Annotated in this window: 14 protein-coding genes; 11 read left to right on the top strand and 3 right to left on the bottom strand. The window is 39.3% G+C overall.

Annotation, left to right across the window (positions count from 1 at the left end; genetic code table 11):
* Window positions 1–5 precede the first annotated feature (5 nt).
* Genes D0T53_RS08980 through folD form a run of 3 tightly spaced genes read left to right on the top strand, consistent with a single transcriptional unit; the run spans window position 6 to window position 2,794 of the window.
* Complete coding sequence (locus D0T53_RS08980) at window positions 6–1,067, top strand: bifunctional 3-deoxy-7-phosphoheptulonate synthase/chorismate mutase type II (protein ID WP_163267032.1); 1,062 nt, start codon at window positions 6–8, stop codon at window positions 1,065–1,067.
* Between the two features lie 19 nt (window positions 1,068–1,086).
* Entirely contained in the window at window positions 1,087–1,860 is a 774-nt protein-coding gene (locus D0T53_RS08975) for a prephenate dehydrogenase/arogenate dehydrogenase family protein (protein WP_163267030.1), read from the top strand.
* 52 nt (window positions 1,861–1,912) lie between these two features.
* Window positions 1,913–2,794, top strand: coding sequence for a bifunctional methylenetetrahydrofolate dehydrogenase/methenyltetrahydrofolate cyclohydrolase FolD (gene folD, locus D0T53_RS08970; protein ID WP_163267028.1), 882 nt, complete (start codon window positions 1,913–1,915; stop codon window positions 2,792–2,794).
* A gap of 85 nt (window positions 2,795–2,879) precedes the next feature.
* On the opposite strand, the gene guaB is transcribed toward folD, so the two are convergent.
* From guaB to glmS, 3 genes are all read right to left on the bottom strand, one after another.
* Window positions 2,880–4,355 carry an IMP dehydrogenase gene (gene guaB, locus D0T53_RS08965; protein WP_163267026.1) on the bottom strand — a complete coding sequence of 492 codons (1,476 nt, stop codon included), beginning with the start codon at window positions 4,353–4,355 and terminating at the stop codon, window positions 2,880–2,882.
* 159 nt (window positions 4,356–4,514) lie between these two features.
* Window positions 4,515–5,543, bottom strand: a complete 1,029-nt coding sequence (locus D0T53_RS08960) for a linear amide C-N hydrolase (RefSeq protein ID WP_255489425.1) — start codon at window positions 5,541–5,543, stop codon at window positions 4,515–4,517.
* Between the two features lie 133 nt (window positions 5,544–5,676).
* Window positions 5,677–7,521 (bottom strand): glutamine--fructose-6-phosphate transaminase (isomerizing), encoded by a 1,845-nt coding sequence (gene glmS, locus D0T53_RS08955; protein ID WP_163267022.1) that lies wholly within the window; start codon window positions 7,519–7,521, stop codon window positions 5,677–5,679.
* 477 nt (window positions 7,522–7,998) lie between these two features.
* On the opposite strand from glmS, the gene D0T53_RS08950 reads away from it, so the two are divergent.
* The 8 genes from D0T53_RS08950 (at window position 7,999) to rseP (ending at window position 17,295) form a co-directional block, all read left to right on the top strand.
* On the top strand, window positions 7,999–8,694 hold the full coding sequence (locus tag D0T53_RS08950; RefSeq protein ID WP_163267020.1) for an ABC transporter ATP-binding protein: 696 nt from the start codon (window positions 7,999–8,001) through the stop codon (window positions 8,692–8,694).
* A gap of 3 nt (window positions 8,695–8,697) precedes the next feature.
* Window positions 8,698–9,948 carry an ABC transporter permease gene (locus tag D0T53_RS08945; protein WP_163267018.1) on the top strand — a complete coding sequence of 417 codons (1,251 nt, stop codon included), beginning with the start codon at window positions 8,698–8,700 and terminating at the stop codon, window positions 9,946–9,948.
* Window positions 9,949–9,965: 17 nt separating this feature from the next.
* Window positions 9,966–11,237, top strand: coding sequence for an ABC transporter permease (locus tag D0T53_RS08940; protein ID WP_163267016.1), 1,272 nt, complete (start codon window positions 9,966–9,968; stop codon window positions 11,235–11,237).
* A gap of 43 nt (window positions 11,238–11,280) precedes the next feature.
* On the top strand, window positions 11,281–12,396 hold the full coding sequence (locus tag D0T53_RS08935) for an efflux RND transporter periplasmic adaptor subunit (RefSeq protein WP_163267014.1): 1,116 nt from the start codon (window positions 11,281–11,283) through the stop codon (window positions 12,394–12,396).
* Window positions 12,397–12,430: 34 nt separating this feature from the next.
* A complete protein-coding gene (locus tag D0T53_RS08930) occupies window positions 12,431–13,768 on the top strand; it encodes a TolC family protein (protein ID WP_163267012.1) in 1,338 nt (445 codons plus the stop codon).
* 94 nt (window positions 13,769–13,862) lie between these two features.
* The gene (locus tag D0T53_RS08925; RefSeq protein WP_163267010.1) at window positions 13,863–14,732 is read left to right on the top strand and encodes a M23 family metallopeptidase; all 870 of its coding nucleotides are present in this window, start codon (window positions 13,863–13,865) and stop codon (window positions 14,730–14,732) included.
* An 8-nt stretch (window positions 14,733–14,740) separates the two neighbouring features.
* Complete coding sequence (locus D0T53_RS08920) at window positions 14,741–15,889, top strand: 1-deoxy-D-xylulose-5-phosphate reductoisomerase (RefSeq protein WP_163267008.1); 1,149 nt, start codon at window positions 14,741–14,743, stop codon at window positions 15,887–15,889.
* A 35-nt stretch (window positions 15,890–15,924) separates the two neighbouring features.
* On the top strand, window positions 15,925–17,295 hold the full coding sequence (rseP, locus tag D0T53_RS08915) for an RIP metalloprotease RseP (protein ID WP_163267006.1): 1,371 nt from the start codon (window positions 15,925–15,927) through the stop codon (window positions 17,293–17,295).
* Window positions 17,296–17,334 lie beyond the last annotated feature (39 nt).

The raw sequence follows: 17,334 nt of genomic DNA, 5'->3' as shown, positions 1-17,334 counted from the left end.
ATAATATGAAATTAGAATCGATTTTACTACCGGGAGTAGACGTTAAACGTCCGATGGTAATAGCAGGACCTTGCAGTGCCGAAACAGAAGAACAGGTAATGAACACAGCCCGCAAACTGGCCGCAAACGGAATAAAAATAATGCGCGCCGGAATATGGAAACCCCGCACAAAACCCGGAGGTTTTGAAGGCGTTGGTAGCGAAGGATTGGCTTGGTTGAAACGTGTAAAACAAGAGACAGGCATGTATGTTTCGACCGAAGTGGCTACGCAGAAACATGTTTACGAAGCATTAAAATACGGAATAGACATGCTCTGGATAGGAGCACGAACAACAGCTAATCCATTTGCCGTACAAGAGATAGCCGAAGCTCTTCAGGGTGTAGATATTCCGGTTTTGGTAAAAAACCCTGTGAACCCCGATCTTGAACTTTGGATAGGAGCTTTAGAGCGATTAAGTAATGTGGGACTTACAAAGTTAGGAGCAATACACCGTGGATTCAGCTCGTACGACAAAAAGATATACCGTAACCTACCCCAATGGCATATACCTATCGAATTAAAAAGACGCTACCCCGACCTGCCTGTTATCTGCGACCCCAGTCATATCGGAGGTAAACGCGATCTTATACTACCTCTTTCGCAACAAGCTATGGACTTGAATTTCGAAGGACTCATTATCGAAACACACTGCAAACCCGAAGAGGCTTGGAGCGATGCTGCACAGCAGGTTACACCGGATAGACTGAAAGAGATTCTTGAAACAATTGTTATACGCGAAGAAAAACAATCGACCGAAGATTTGTCTCATCTACGTAAACAAATTGACGAACTTGACGATCAATTACTTGAACTACTGGCAAAGCGTATGCGTGTGTCGTGCGAAATAGGAACATTCAAAAAAGAGCATAACATGCTTATCGTTCAGACAGGACGCTATGGCGAAATACTAAGCAAGCGTATAGCACAAGCTACCGAAATGGGCATGAACCCCGAATTTATGCGTGTTGTGCTCGAAGCCATCCACGAAGAATCGGTTCGCCAACAAGTTGAAATAATGAATAAATAATAATAGGAAATCGATGAAGATGAAAATACTTATTCTGGGTGCAGGAAAGATGGGTTCTTTTTTTGCCGATGTATTGAGTTTCGACCACGATGTTGCCGTTTTCGACGTAGACCCTAAACGCCTAAGGTTTGTATACAACGTTGTGCGCATGAGCAATCCCGAAGAAATACAGGATTTTGCCCCCGAAATTGTAATAAACGCCGCAACTGTAAAGTATACAATCGATGCCTTCGAGATGGTATTGCCATATTTGGACGATCAGTGCATTTTATCGGATATAGCATCGGTTAAAACAGGATTGAAAGAATATTACGAGAAAACAGGACGCCCCTACACATCGACCCACCCGATGTTTGGCCCTACATTTGCCAGCCTGTCCGACCTCAGTACACAAAGCGCCATTGTTATCTCGGAATCGAACCACTGGGGCAAAATATTCTTCAAAGATTTATACACCAGCCTGAAACTAAATGTATTTGAATATACATTTGAAGAGCATGACGAAACAATTGCTTATTCGCTGTCTATCCCATTTGCTTCAACTTTGGTGTTTGCATCGGTAATGAAACATCAGGAAGCACCCGGAACAACGTTTAAGCGACACATGAATATTGCTCAGGGATTGTTATCGGAAGACGATTTCTTACTGACCGAAATTCTTTTCAACCCTCACACACCCGAACAGGTTAAATTGATACGCGATCAGTTGAAACTTTTGCTGGGAATGATAGAAAAGAAAGACTCGGAAGGTATGAAAGCTTTTCTCACACAGGTGCGGAAAAACATAGAGTAAAATAGTTGTATTTTTTTATCTTTGTAAACAAAAACAACAAAACTCTATCAATATGCAAATAATAGACGGGAAAGCAATTGCGGCTCAAATAAAGCTTGAGATAGCCGAAGAAGTTAAACAAATAAAACAGGCAGGGGGCAAAACGCCTCATCTTGCTGCGGTATTGGTTGGGCACGATGGTGGTAGCGAAACTTATGTAGCCAGCAAAGTCCGTACATGCGAAGAAGTTGGTTTTAAATCGAGCCTTATCAGATTCGAAGATAATGTTACCGAAACCGAACTACTGGCATGTGTCGACCAATTGAACCAAGACCCTGATGTAGACGGTTTTATTGTACAGCTTCCGTTACCGAAACATATTTCGGAACAAAAAGTTATCGAAGCTATTGACTACCGCAAAGACGTAGACGGTTTTCACCCGATAAATGTTGGGCGCATGTCTATTGGTTTGCCTTGTTTTGTATCGGCAACACCTGCCGGAATACTTGAGCTGTTGAAACGCTATAATATAGAAACCCAAGGAAAACATTGTGTTGTTTTAGGGCGCAGCAATATTGTGGGTAAACCAGTTGCCAGTCTTATGATGCAAAAAGCTTATCCGGGCGATGCTACTGTAACCGTATGCCATAGCCGCACCCCAAACATAAAAGAAATGTGTTTGCAAGCCGATATAATTATCGCAGCTTTGGGTGTTCCCGAGTTTCTGAAAGGCGATATGGTAAAAGACGGTGCGGTTATTATTGATGTGGGCACAACCCGTGTACCATCAACCGAGACTAAATCGGGCTTCCGTCTGAAAGGTGATGTTGCTTTTAACGATGTATCGGAAAAAGCATCGTACATCACACCTGTTCCCGGAGGTGTAGGCCCTATGACAATTATATCGCTGATGCGAAATACATTGCTTGCCGGAAAGAAAGAGATTTACAAATAACAACAGATAATCCTTTATTATACAGAAAAGGCTGTTCACTTCAATTTGAACAGCCTTTTTATATGAATGTCATTTGTTTGACAACTTATTCGCCACGGCTATAATTAGGAGCCTCGCTCGTAATTTGAACATCGTGCGGATGGCTTTCAGCAACACCGGCATTTGTTATACGTGTAAATTTAGCATTATGTAACGTGTCGATATTCTTTGCTCCACAATATCCCATTCCGGCTTTTAATCCGCCTAACATCTGGTATACAACTTCGAACAACGAACCTTTGAAAGGAACACGGGCAGCAATTCCTTCCGGAACAAGCTTCTTAATATCGGCTTCCATATCTTGGAAATAACGGTCTTTCGATCCTTTTTCCATAGCCTCAAGAGAGCCCATACCACGATACGACTTAAATTTACGACCATTAAATATAATAGTTTCGCCCGGCGACTCTTCAACTCCGGCTAATAACGACCCCATCATTACCGAAGAGCCTCCGGCTGCAAGAGCTTTTACTATATCGCCCGAATATCTTAAACCTCCATCGGCAATAATAGGCACGCCTGTACCCTTAAGAGCCTTAGCTACATCATAGATAGCTGATAGTTGAGGAACACCAACTCCGGCAACTACACGTGTAGTACAAATAGACCCCGGACCGATACCAACTTTAACACCATCGGCACCTGCGTCAACCAGATATTTAGCAGCTTCGCCTGTAGCTATGTTTCCTACAACTATATCTACATTTGGGTAAGCCTCTTTTACTTGTTTCAAAACGCCAACTACTCCTTTTGAGTGACCATGAGCCGTATCAATAACAATTGCATCTACTCCGGCATCAACCAATGCTTTTACCCGAACCAAAGTATCGGAAGTAACCCCTACCCCTGCTGCTACTCTTAAGCGACCATGTTGGTCTTTACAGGCATTAGGTTTATCTTTTGCTTTAGTGATGTCTTTGTATGTGATAAGTCCTATCAGTTTGTTATTATTATCAACAACTGGCAGTTTTTCTATTTTATATTGTTGTAATATGTCGGTTGCAGCTTCTAAATCGGTCGACTGTTGTGTAGTTACCAGGTTTTGTTTTGTCATAACCTCGTCAATCAATCGCGATTTATCACGTTGGAAACGTAAATCTCGGTTTGTTACAATACCAACCAGATAGTTTTCTTCGTCAACAACAGGGATACCACCTATTTTGTATTCCGCCATCAAAGCCAAGGCCTCGCCCACTGTTTTATCACGCAATATACTAACAGGATTAGAAATCATACCGTTCTCTGCACGCTTCACATAACGCACCTGCTGAGCTTGCGCTTCGATCGACATATTTTTGTGAATAACACCAATACCACCCTCACGGGCAATAGCGATAGCCAACTTTGCCTCGGTAACAGTATCCATAGCTGCCGAAACAAAAGGAATATTCAAATTAATGTTACGAGAGAATTTTGTGGTCAAATCAACTTCACGGGGAAGAACTTCGGAATAGGCCGGAATTAAAAGGACATCATCGAATGTCAGCCCATCCATTACTACTTTATCTGCAATAAACGACATATAGTTATATGTTTAAAAATTATTGCGTGCAAATATACTCATTTTTCACGACATACAAACCACAGTTTCAATAAAAAAATGTAATAAAATATATCTGAGGCATAAAGAAGGCAGTAATTTATAAATTACCGCCTCTTATTTATTTTTTCTACATATTATTTAATCAATTCCTAAAAACTTAAAAGGCTCGGACACAACAAATTCGCCCGAAGCATTCCCGGCAAAAGTCTCTCCTTTCAGTAAATCGAGTTTCTTTACCGGAGCTTTCTCCGAAAAATCAACACTTTTGAAATCGACCCAAAATACATTTGGATAAAGGGTTGATTCATAAAAATATATTTTATTCTTCTGATCCGAAACTGTTCGCCATCTGGTAGACGAGATGTTAGGTTCGTTTGGCGTACTTATACCAAAAGGAACCGATGTATTACGAATGACACTAAACACGCTGGCAACTGCCGTTCTTATATCCTCTACTTTTGGAATCACATTTATATAATAAGATGCCCTGACAAATCTGTCCGCAGCCCTGTTTGTTCCGGGAAGAAAGGTTAATCCTCCAATAGTTTTCCAATAATTATTTAAAGCTAGTTGTTCGTGAAACACCGGAGAGTTTGTCATTACCTGATACGATCTGTCGTGATGAATAACTAACTTTCCTTTCACATACTCAAATATAGCATTATCGCCTGTTGCGTCCGAAATAGAAAGATGCAAAGTTGCCATTCGCGATCCATCCGGCATCTGATCCGATACCACATCGAATTTATTATCCTCTATTGCAGTAACCGCTTCATCAACCGTTGCAAAATTATCGAGCATATACTGCACCCAAGCAGCTATAGACAGCGCAGGTCTTTTTCCATCCCATTGTGGATACTCCGACTCGGCCAACCAAAGTAAATTTGCAACAAGTCCTTTTTCGTTCATTCCGTCTGTGCTGCAAATATCATAAGCAGCCGCTACAACACTTCCATACTTCGATTTCCATGTCATTGGGTTTTTACCTATTTCGCCATTTCTGTCCATCCCCCGTGGAAATATCCACAAATTGGTCATACTATCCTCTTTCCAGTCCATCGATCTGGCTGTTAGTATAGTGTTATTAGGACCTTGATAAACAATTCGTGTACATGCACCCGCTTTACTTACATCAAGCAATAACACAACAAACACTAAAACAAACATTACCTTCTTCATCTTCAATACTATATAATTATTTATTATAGAACAACACACAACTAATATAGTTTGCATAGAGAAAAAAAAGAGGCTAAAAATTCTTTAGCCTCTCCATGATTATATATCAGATAAATACTGATTATTCTACAGTTACCGATTTGGCAAGATTACGCGGCATATCCACATCACGATTTTTATTTACAGCTATGTGATAAGCCAATAATTGCAAAGGTATTGACGACAACAGCGGATCGAGACACTCTTTTGTTTCGGGTATTTCGATATAGTGATCTGCCAATTCTTTTATAGACTCGTCGCCTTCGTTAATTATAGCAATAACACGTCCGTTCCGTGCTTTTATTTCTTGAATATTACTTACAACCTTTTCGTATATTGTATTGTGAGTAGCTATCGCAACAATGGGCATTTCATTATCGATAAGGGCAATAGGTCCATGTTTCATTTCTGCTGCAGGGTAACCTTCGGCGTGTATATACGATATTTCTTTTAGCTTAAGGGCTCCTTCCAAAGCTACCGGATAACTATACCCCCTACCCAGATATATAAAATTCTGAGCATAAGTAAATATTAACGAAAGCTCTTTTATCTTATCGTTTTGCGACAATATTTTCTCAATCTTTGAAGGAATATTCTGTAACTCTTTAATCGTACACAGATAATTCTCTTCCGGCATCGTTCCTTTTTCTTTAGCAATAGCCAAAGCCATCATTGTAAGCACAGTTACCTGAGCTGTAAATGCTTTTGTAGAAGCCACCCCTATTTCCGGGCCACAGTGTGTATACGAACCCGAATCGGTATTACGTGGTATTGACGAGCCAACCACGTTACATACACCATATACAAAAGCTCCGGCTTTACGTGCTAGTTCGATGGCAGCCAACGAATCGGCAGTCTCGCCCGACTGCGATATAGCAATAACAATATCATCAGCACAGATAACAGGATTCCTGTATCTAAACTCCGATGCATATTCCACCTCTACCGGAATGCGACAGAATTCTTCAAATAAATATTCGCCGATTAAACCTGCATGCCACGAAGTTCCACAAGCAATAATAAGAATACGTCGTGCATTTATGAATTTCTCCTTATGATCTATGATACCCGACAATGTAACATTTGTACCCTCGATATTTACCCGACCGCTCATACAGTTTTTAAGCGTCTCGGGCTGCTCGAATATCTCTTTCAGCATAAAGTGGTCATACCCTCCTCTTTCCAATTGGCTGAGGTTCATTTCCAACTCTTTTATTTCAGGAGTCTTTTTAATATTCGAAATAGTATATATTTTAGGATCTTCGTGTCGGTTTATTACTGCAATTTCCTCATCATCCAAATAAATAACCTTATTAGTATATTCGATTATTGGAGATGCATCCGATGCCAAAAAATATTCATTTTCGCCAACACCAACTACTAATGGGCTACTTTTTCGGGCTGCTATAATTTGATCTGGATTTCCTTTTTCGATTACTGCAATGGCATATGCTCCCACTACCTGATTTAATGCTATCTGCACAGCATGAAACAAATCACATTTGTGTATATTATAGATATAATCTATCCATTGCACAAGCACTTCGGTATCGGTACTACTTTGAAACGTATAACCGTTCTTTAACAGCTCAGCTTTCAATACTGCATAATTCTCGATTATTCCATTATGTATAAGAGCCAGATTTTCCGACTGAGAATAATGCGGGTGAGCATTCGCATTGCTAGGCTCTCCATGTGTTGCCCAACGGGTATGCGCTATACCAATAGTACCACTAATATCTTTATCTTTCGAGTACTCTTCAAGATCGGCAACCTTTCCTTTTGCCTTATATACCGACAGTTGATTTTCGTTATTTATTATTGCAACACCTGCACTATCGTACCCTCTGTATTCGAGGCGGCGTAGCCCTTTTATTAAAATAGGATAAGCTTCTCTAAAGCCTATATATCCAACTATTCCACACATACTTATACTAAAGTTTTTATAATCAATTGTGTTTTATAATACTTTCAGTTTTGCTTTATTTCTGTTGTACCAATCCATCCAAGTACAATTAAACTGTGTTATATACATAGCTAATGGGGCACAGTTATGCAATACCTTTAGCACCTTATTTTAGCAACACAAATATAGTTTTTTTTCAACAATAAGCAGAACAATTATGTGCTTTTATAATATATAAAGCAAAGTGACTATTTATTAACTAAGGAGATCGGCCGCAGACACTCAGGCAAAGAGACGGCGCACTTCTGTTACAAAAAGTTAAAAACAGGGTGTATTTGTAACAAATCGTCCTTTTTTTACGACTTATTAATAGTATGATGCTAAAAAAAGATTTCAAAAAATAAATATAAAGTTAATTTTGTGAATCTTTTCTTTTTCAAAGAGGATATACTTTTTAAGCAGAAAAACAGGAAGTAATAACAAATACATCAAAAAGGCGTGATAAGAATCAGAAACCTCAATAAAACCTACTATAGTGGGGCCCCCTTACATGTACTGAAAGGTATAAATATGGATGTTAGTAAAGGTGAATTTTTATCTATTATGGGAGCGTCCGGGTCAGGAAAATCTACGTTACTGAATATACTAGGCATACTTGACAATTACGATACGGGTGAATATTATCTTGACGATGTGCTTGTCAGAAACCTCAATGAAACCAAAGCTGCCGAACTAAGAAATAAAAAAATAGGATTCATATTCCAATCTTTCAATCTTATTTCTTTTAAAAATGCGATGGAAAATGTTGCCTTACCTCTATATTATCAAGGCATCAGCCGAAAAAAACGGAACATATTAGCACTTGAATATCTGGATAAGATGGGAATAAAAAGCCATGCCAACCACATGCCAAATGAGCTTTCAGGTGGACAAAAACAACGCGTTGCCATAGCTCGTGCACTTATTGCACAACCTCAGATTATCCTGGCAGACGAACCAACCGGAGCATTAGACAGTAAAACATCGAAAGAAGTTATGACCTTGTTGAGAGATATTAACACAACCGATGGTATTACAATGCTCATTGTCACTCACGAACAAGAAGTAGCCGATGCCACCGACCGGATTATACATATAAAAGATGGTATAATAGAATCGAACGAGATAAAAAAACAACCGAATTTAGTGCTATAAAATATGCTTGACTTCGATTCACTGAGAGAAATTTTTTCCACTATAAGGAAAAACAAAATGAGGACCTTTCTTACAGGTCTGGCTGTTGCTTTCGGTATATTCATGCTTATTATATTACTCGGAGCAGGTAATGGACTGAAAAACGGAGTCATGTCTAATTTTTCGCATCGTGCCCTGAATTCAGTTTCGATATGGCCGGGATGGACATCAATGCCTTACAAAGGTATGCCATCGAATAGAGAAATTAAATTCGATGACAAAGATTACGACCTGATAAAAAACAAGATACCCGAAGTTGAATATATCTCGGCCCGTACTTATCAGACCCAAACCATATCATACGAAAAAGAATATGGTTCGTGGACACTTATGGGAGTTTCGCCCGATGCTGCAATAATAAATAACATTGAGATAAAAGGAGGCAAAGGTAGGTTTCTGAATCAGATGGATATCGAAAACCGCCGCAAAGTTGCAGTCATCAACACCGATATGGAATCCACACTATTCAAAGGGGAAAATCCTATTGGTAAATATATTATTGCAGGAAACCTTGCATTTCAGGTTATCGGGGTATTCGAACAAGAAACCCACGGAAACAATCAGCCTGCATATATTCCTTTTACTACGGCACAAACCCTATATAACAAAGGTTATGGATTCGGGCGTATCGATTTTACAGTAAAAGGACTAAATACGATTGAAGCAAATGAAGCCTTCAACGAACGGCTACGCGAAAAGTTGGGAGCTTTGCACAATTTCGACCCCAAAGACCGGTCTGCTCTTTCGATGTGGAATACAGCACAAGATGCTATTGAAACAGAAACAATATTTAAAACTATTACTATTTTCCTTATTTTCATCGGAATATGTTCTCTTGTTGCAGGAATTGTAGGGGTTGCCAATATAATGCTTATAACAGTAAAAGAACGTACGCGGGAAATAGGGATACGAAAAGCTATTGGAGCCACACCTTCCTCAATATTAAGATTGATAATTTTTGAATCGATACTGATAACAACAACAGCAGGATATTTTGGTATGGTTTCAGGCATTGCATTAACCGAGGCCATAGGTGCTGCATTATCTGGCGGAGGTTCATCCGACGGGCCTTCGGTTTTCATGGACCCAACCGTCGATCTGACGACAGCCATATCGGCTATAGTAGCCTTAGTTATATGCGGAGTAGTCGCAGGTCTGATTCCTGCAATAAAAGCAACAAAAGTAAGCCCCATTGAAGCAATGAGAGCAGAATAAAAGTAAACGAAGAAAAGATGTTTGATTTAGACAACTGGCAAGAGATATGGGCAACCATTACCCGCAATAAACTGCGAAGCATCCTCACAGGGTTCGGAGTCTTTTGGGGTATTCTTATGCTGGTCATACTTATAGGTGTAGGAAACGGGTTTAAAGGAGGAATGGAATCGAACTTCAGTGGCTTCGCGTCCAATTCATGCTTCTTTTTTACCGACCGTACAGGAGAAGCGCACAAAGGCTATAGAAAAGGGCGTTGGTGGAACATGAACAATCGCGACCTTGTTCTAATCAGAGAAAAAGCTCAATCGGTAGAATACATTTCTCCCATACTATTTGGTGGAGGAGGCGACCGCAATGTTGTAAACGGTCAGAAATCGGGTTCATACGGACTAAGAGGTATCTACCCCGATCATTTCGAAATAGAAAAACAACATATACTTGCAGGAAGGCTATTTAACACAATCGACATCGAAAATTACCGCAAAGTATGTATTATTGGTAAGGAAGTATACGAAACCCTATTCCAACCCGAAGAAGATCCCTTGGGTAAATACATTAGAGTAAATGGCATATATTTTCAGGTTGTAGGCGTTATTCGCCCTAAATCGCAGGTATCTATTGGAGGCGATGTAGAGTCAACGGTATTTATACCTTTCAGCACTATGCAGCGGGCATTTAATCAGGGAGACAAGATTCATTTCCTTGCTTGTACTGCAAAACCGGGCTATCCGGCATCGGTTGTAGAAGACGAAGTTAAAGCGATATTAAAAGCTGCTCACGACATAGCACCAAACGACGAAAAGGCTGTACGAAGTTTCAATATAGAAAAACAATTCCAAATGTTCAGCAACCTTTTCAGTGGTATTGATATACTTATCTGGATTGTAGGATTAGGCGCCCTGTTCTCGGGCATAATCGGCATAAGTAACATTATGTTGGTAACAGTAAAAGAGCGTACACGCGAAATAGGCGTAAGGCGTGCCTTAGGGGCAAAACCATCTACAATAGTAAAACAGATATTAAGCGAGAGCCTTATGCTGACTACTATTGCCGGAATGATAGGTTTAATGTTCGGATTGGGTGTATTAGAGATCATACATACAGGCATGACGTCGATGCCGGCTACAGACGCAGGAGATGAACCCAATTTCTTTTTACCTCCATTCGTATCGTTCACTACGGCTATAGCATCGCTCATAATCATAGTAATATCAGGTTTAGTTGCAGGGTTAATGCCTGCCATGCGAGCCTTACGAGTAAAAGCAATTGATGCAATCAGAGATGAATAAACAAAAAATAAATTAATTAAGGAATATATAAAATAGATAAAACATGAAGAAGTTTTTTAAAATACTGGCGTTAGTTTTAGTCGCAATTATTGTTTTATACACATTCTATTGGCTATGGCAAAAATCGCAACCCCAAGAAGTGGTATACGAAATCACAACTGTCGATACAGGCAATGTGCAAAACACTTCGGTTGCTACAGGAAAAGTATCGCCCCGTGACGAAATTTTAATAAAACCTCAAATATCGGGCATCATATCGGAAGTGCTAAAAGAAGCCGGAGATATTGTAAAAAACGGCGATATTATAGCAACCGTAAAGGTTATTCCCGAAATGAGCCAGTTGAACTCGGCGGAATCGCGTGTGCGTGTAGCCAAGATAAACTATAATCAGGTAAAAGCCGAATACGACAGGCAAAAACAATTATTCGGAAACGGAGTAATTGCCAAAGAAGAAATGGATAAAGCCGAAGCCGATTTCAAAAAAGCAGACGAAGAAGTTCAGAACTCACAGGACAATCTTGACATCGTAAAAAACGGTATGTCGAAAGCAACTGCGCAATTCAGTAATACACAAATAAGATCGACTATTGACGGTATGGTTCTTGATGTACCCATTAAAGCCGGAAACTCTGTTATACAAGCTAACACTTTTAACGATGGAACAACTATTGCCACTGTTGCCAATATGAACGACATGATATTCATAGGAAAAATTGACGAAACCGAAGTTGGTCGTATACATGTAGGTATGCCAATAACACTTTCTGTTGGGGCTATAGAAAACAAAAAATTCGATGCCGTACTCGAATACATCTCGCCGAAAGGGGTAGAAGAAAATGGAGCAATATTATTTGAAATAAAAGCTGCAGCAAACGTCCCCGATTCTGTCGTTATCCGTGCCGGTTACAGTGCTAATGCCGAAATAGTTTTGGCCCGTTCCGAAAATGTACTTACGATACCCGAAAGCGCGGTTACGTTCAGTAAAGACTCCGCATTCGTTTATGTGCTGAAAGATACAATCAGCCAACCACAACAATTCGAAAAAACATTGATAAAAATTGGTTTATCGGACGGTATAAATGTTGAAGTAAAATCGGGGATTGAAAAAGGCATGAAAATAAGAGGGAATGAAATTTCTGACAAACCGAAAGCCAACTAATTAAAAAAACAGCACATTTAAGCAGATAATTTTTATGAAAAAATATATTTTACTGATCGGTTTCATAGGCGCTACCTGTTTTGCTCAGGCTCAACAGAAGTGGACTCTGCGCCAGTGCATCGACTATGCTATCGAGAATAATATTGAGATTAAGCAAGAAGAGTTAAAAGTAAAAGATTCTGAGATAGACCTAAGCACCAGCAAAAACAGCCGTTTGCCCAACCTGAATGCAAATGCAAGTCAGGATTTTAATTTCGGTAGAGGAATTGGTATGGGTAATAACACATATACTAAAGGGAATATTGGATCTACAAACTTAAGCATATCATCCAATATCCCATTATTTACAGGATTCAAAATACCAAATGAAATAAAACAAGATAAATTAAACTTGCAGGCTGCTACCGAAGGTTTGAACAAAGTTAAAGACAACATGCAATTGCAGGTTGCATCTTTATACCTTGAGGTTTTATTCAAAAAGGAAATATTAAAAGCTTTCGAAGATCAAATTGAATTAACAAAAAAACAGGTATCTAATACTGAAATACTTGTAAGTTCGGGAAAAGTAGCGGAATCACAATTATATGACATAAGAGCTCAATTTGCAAAAGATGAATTGAATATTACAAATGCAAAAAACGATTTGGATATAGCTCTTCTGAACCTAGCTCAAGCCTTAAATTTACAAGAAACGAATACGTTTGATATAGAAGAACCAAATTTGGCAAATTTTATAGATGATAATATATCGAGCGTACAACCTCCTACTCACGTTTATCAAAGAGCAATAACAATCAAACCTCACGTTAAAGAAATTGAATATAAACTTGAAAGTAGCAAAAAGGGATTAAAAATTGCAGAAGCCGGATATTGGCCTAAGCTTGACTTGTCATTAAGATACGGCACAGGGTTCGACCATGTATATAAAAGTGGTTATGACAACCCAAGTATTTCGTCTCAGTTGGGTGATAATCAAACAAAATACATCGGTTTTTCATTAAGTATTCCTATTTTCAACCGCTTTCAGGTACGTAATCAGGTGCGTAGTGCCCGTTTGAATATCGAGAATTATGAACTACAATTAGAGAATACTAAATTAGCCCTGTATAAAGAAATACAACAGGCTTATCAAAGTGCCGTTGCAGCGCAGGCAAAATATTCGTCTACCGAAAAAGCTTATGATGCCGCCGCCGAATCGTTCAAATATGCCGAAGAGCGCTATAAGGTTGGAAAATCGACGGTTTATGAATTTAGCGAAGCACAAACAAAAATGCTCACGAGCAAATCGGAACAAATACAAGCAAAATACGATTTCTTATTCCGCACAAAAATTCTGGATTTTTATAACGGAAAAGAAATAGATATAAAATAAATCTTAACAATTTGTCTAAAAAGCAGTTTCTCAGACAGAGTCTTCTTTTTTTTATTAAATTTGCAACTTCGAAAAAACACGAAGGGGAAACTGAATGTCGAAAAGAAAAAACAATAAACACGATTTTTGGAAACGGATACACTTCAAGTATAAACTCTCTGTAATTAACGAGAATACGCTGGAAGAAGTAGCCAAAATCCGCACATCCAAATTTTGGGGTACGTTGCTTGTTTTCTTTCTCGTCATTATCCTTATGGTGCTTTCGTCCATAGTAATTATATCAACGCCAATTCGTAATTATTTGCCCGGATATCTCGATTCCGAAATTATGGAACAGGCATTGATGTCTGCTATCAGAGCCGATTCTCTCGAACAGCAACTACTGCACCAATCAATATACATATCTAATATACAGGATATTTTTGCGGGTAAAATTTCAGTAGACTCCCTAACCTATGCCGACACCGTATCTATATCGGAAGATGACAAATCGTTAAGGAGCACCAATACCGAAAAGGATTTTAACCGAAAATTCGAAGAAGAAGAAAAGTATACAATATCGGTATTGTCGCCAAACACAGCCGCTACTACCGAAAACATTACATTTTTCCGTCCGGTTAAAGGTGTTATTTCCGACAAATACAATCCTTCGATAAAACATTATGGTGTTGACATTGTAGCCGCACCTAAAGCGAGTGTTGTGGCTGCTTTGGAAGGTACCGTTATATTTGCCGGATTCGATGCCAATGTTGGTTATATTATACAAATACAACACAGCAACGGATTTATTTCCGTTTATAAGCACAATGCAATGTTGCTCAAAGAAATTGGAGACGAGGTTCGCACCGGAGAAGCTATAGCTATTATAGGCGATACGGGAAAATTATCGAATGGCGCCCATCTTCATTTCGAATTGTGGTATAAAGGAAAACCCGTTAACCCCGAACTTTACATTTCTTTCTGATAAAAGTGATGAAACGAAAAATAGCAATATTAGGCTCAACAGGCTCCATTGGAACACAGGCACTCGACGTTGTACGACAACATCCCGATAGCTTTGAGGTATATGCGCTTACAGCAAATAAACAAGTAGATTTGCTTATTAAACAAGCAAGGGAATTTGAGCCCGAAGTGGTTGTTATTGCAGACGAAAGCCTGTACCAAAAACTGAAAGATGCCCTTTCGGACTTACCAATAAAAGTATGGGCAGGAAGTGAATCCATCGCTCAGGTTGTAGAAAGCGATCCTATCGATATGGTTCTGACTGCAATGGTTGGCTATTCGGGATTACAGCCTACCATAAATGCCATAAAAGCAGGAAAAGCGATTGCTTTGGCAAATAAAGAAACCCTTGTGGTTGCAGGCGAACTGATTATGGAACTGGCTATACAGAACAAAGTTCCTATTTTACCTGTCGATTCCGAACATTCCGCTATATTTCAATGTCTTGCTGGCGAAAGAAACCCCGTCGAAAAAGTTTTACTGACTGCTTCGGGAGGTCCGTTCCGCAACTTAAAAAAAGATGAACTACGCCATGTAACTAAAAAAGAAGCCCTTAAACATCCTAATTGGGATATGGGTGCAAAAGTTACTATTGATTCGGCCTCGTTGATGAACAAAGGCTTCGAAATGATAGAAGCAAAATGGCTGTTTGGCTTATCGCCCGATCAGGTTGAGGTTATCATACATCCTCAATCTATTATACACTCGATGGTTCAGTTCGAAGATTCGTCCATTATCGCACAATTAGGATTACCCGATATGCACTTACCCATACAATATGCACTTGCATATCCTAATCGATTGAAATCGGACTTCGAGCGTCTCGATTTCTTCAAACTAGGGTCTATGACTTTTGAAGAGCCTGATCTTGATCGTTTTAAAAACCTTGCATACGCATTCGAATCCATACGTACAGGGGGGAATATGCCCTGTATATTAAACGCAGCAAATGAAATTGTTGTTGCTGCATTCTTGCGTGATGAGATTGGGTTTCTGCAAATGAGCGACATTATCGAAAGAACAATGCAAAAGGCCACTTTCGTAAATAAACCATCGTACGACGATTATGTACAATCGAATATCGAAGCTCGCAAACTAGCTTTCGAACATATTAAATAATTGAAATAAAACCATATACACCATAAAACAATCAAATGGAAAGTTTTTTAATAAAAGCATTGCAATTAATATTAAGTTTATCAATACTGGTTATTATTCACGAGTTCGGGCATTTTCTGTTTGCCCGCTTGTTTAAAATAAGAGTCGAAAAATTTTACTTATTCTTCGACCCATGGTTCAGCCTTTTCAAATTCAAGCCTAAAAACAGTGATACCGAATACGGTATAGGCTGGTTACCATTGGGTGGATATGTAAAAATATCGGGAATGATTGACGAATCGATGGATAAAGAACAAATGGCTCAGCCCCCACAACCTTGGGAGTTTCGCTCAAAACCGGCATGGCAACGACTTTTAGTTATGGTGGGAGGCGTTGTGTTCAACTTTATATTAGCCATTTTTATCTATTCGATGATACTTTTTGCATCGGGCGATAAATACGTATATCTGAAAGACATAAAAATGGGTATGGAATTCGGGCAAGTGCCTACAGAAGTAGGATTTGTAGATGGGGACATACTTGTTTCGGCCGATGGCGAATATTTAAAATACCGGGATACAAGAACTTTAGATTCGAACATGTTACTTGATATACTGAATGCTAAAACAGTACAGGTTATACGCGACGGCAAAGAACATACAATTAACATTCCCGAAGATTTTATGGACAGATATGTTGCTGCAAAATCAGGATTTTGGGCATTCAGAATACCAACTGTTGTCGATTCTTTAAAAAGTGGAAGCGAAGCCGAACGTATAGGATTACAGCATAACGACAGACTTATAGCTATTAATTACCACGAAACACCTACATTCTCTAGTTTTCTGAAAGAAATGCAAGATTGTAAAAACGATTCGATAGATTTGTCGCTGGTGCGTAATGGCGAAGAAATAACGTTAAGAGCCGCTGTCGATTCAATGGGGACACTTGGCTTTTATGGAAAAGACGGAGAAGTGATGATGGGCAAAAACCTTTCGAAATTCTATCCTGAACAACACGATAGCTACGGATTTTTCCAAAGTTTCCCTGCGGGCATTAGTTTAGGTGTTGCCACATTAAAAGGTTACATAAATCAGTTCCGCCTCGTATTCTCGATGGACGGGTTAAGTAATATCGGCGGTTTCGGAACAATAGGAAGCCTGTTCCCTGCACAATGGGACTGGCACGCTTTCTGGATGATGACAGCATTCCTTTCTATCATGCTTGCATTTATGAATATATTACCCATACCTGCACTCGATGGCGGACATGTTATGTTCTTGTTATACGAGGTTATCACTCGCCGTAAACCCAGCGAGAAGTTTATGGAACGTGCAACAATGGTTGGTATGATATTTCTGTTCGGGCTGATTCTTTATGCAAACGGTAACGACCTCTTTAAATGGATTAGTGAGAAATTCTTTTAAATAAAGAATCCTACACAAAAATGCTCAAAAAAAACAGAC

The organism is Dysgonomonas sp. 216 (assembly GCF_010501065.1).
In the GTDB taxonomy this organism is placed as follows: domain Bacteria; phylum Bacteroidota; class Bacteroidia; order Bacteroidales; family Dysgonomonadaceae; genus QVMM01.
The sequence above is the reverse complement of the archived record's forward strand: the minus strand, read 5'-3'. Positions and strand labels throughout refer to the sequence as shown.

Coding starts and splice junctions, on each gene's coding strand:
- D0T53_RS08920 (WP_163267008.1), top strand. CDS start 14,741: ATGAAACGAAAAATAGCAATATTAGGCTCAACAGGCTCCATTGGAACA.
- D0T53_RS08980 (WP_163267032.1), top strand. CDS start 6: ATGAAATTAGAATCGATTTTACTACCGGGAGTAGACGTTAAACGTCCG.
- folD (WP_163267028.1), top strand. CDS start 1,913: ATGCAAATAATAGACGGGAAAGCAATTGCGGCTCAAATAAAGCTTGAG.
- D0T53_RS08935 (WP_163267014.1), top strand. CDS start 11,281: ATGAAGAAGTTTTTTAAAATACTGGCGTTAGTTTTAGTCGCAATTATT.
- guaB (WP_163267026.1), bottom strand. CDS start 4,355: ATGTCGTTTATTGCAGATAAAGTAGTAATGGATGGGCTGACATTCGAT.
- D0T53_RS08940 (WP_163267016.1), top strand. CDS start 9,966: ATGTTTGATTTAGACAACTGGCAAGAGATATGGGCAACCATTACCCGC.
- D0T53_RS08925 (WP_163267010.1), top strand. CDS start 13,863: ATGTCGAAAAGAAAAAACAATAAACACGATTTTTGGAAACGGATACAC.
- D0T53_RS08930 (WP_163267012.1), top strand. CDS start 12,431: ATGAAAAAATATATTTTACTGATCGGTTTCATAGGCGCTACCTGTTTT.
- D0T53_RS08945 (WP_163267018.1), top strand. CDS start 8,698: ATGCTTGACTTCGATTCACTGAGAGAAATTTTTTCCACTATAAGGAAA.
- glmS (WP_163267022.1), bottom strand. CDS start 7,521: ATGTGTGGAATAGTTGGATATATAGGCTTTAGAGAAGCTTATCCTATT.
- rseP (WP_163267006.1), top strand. CDS start 15,925: ATGGAAAGTTTTTTAATAAAAGCATTGCAATTAATATTAAGTTTATCA.
- D0T53_RS08975 (WP_163267030.1), top strand. CDS start 1,087: ATGAAAATACTTATTCTGGGTGCAGGAAAGATGGGTTCTTTTTTTGCC.
- D0T53_RS08960 (WP_255489425.1), bottom strand. CDS start 5,543: ATGTTTGTTTTAGTGTTTGTTGTGTTATTGCTTGATGTAAGTAAAGCG.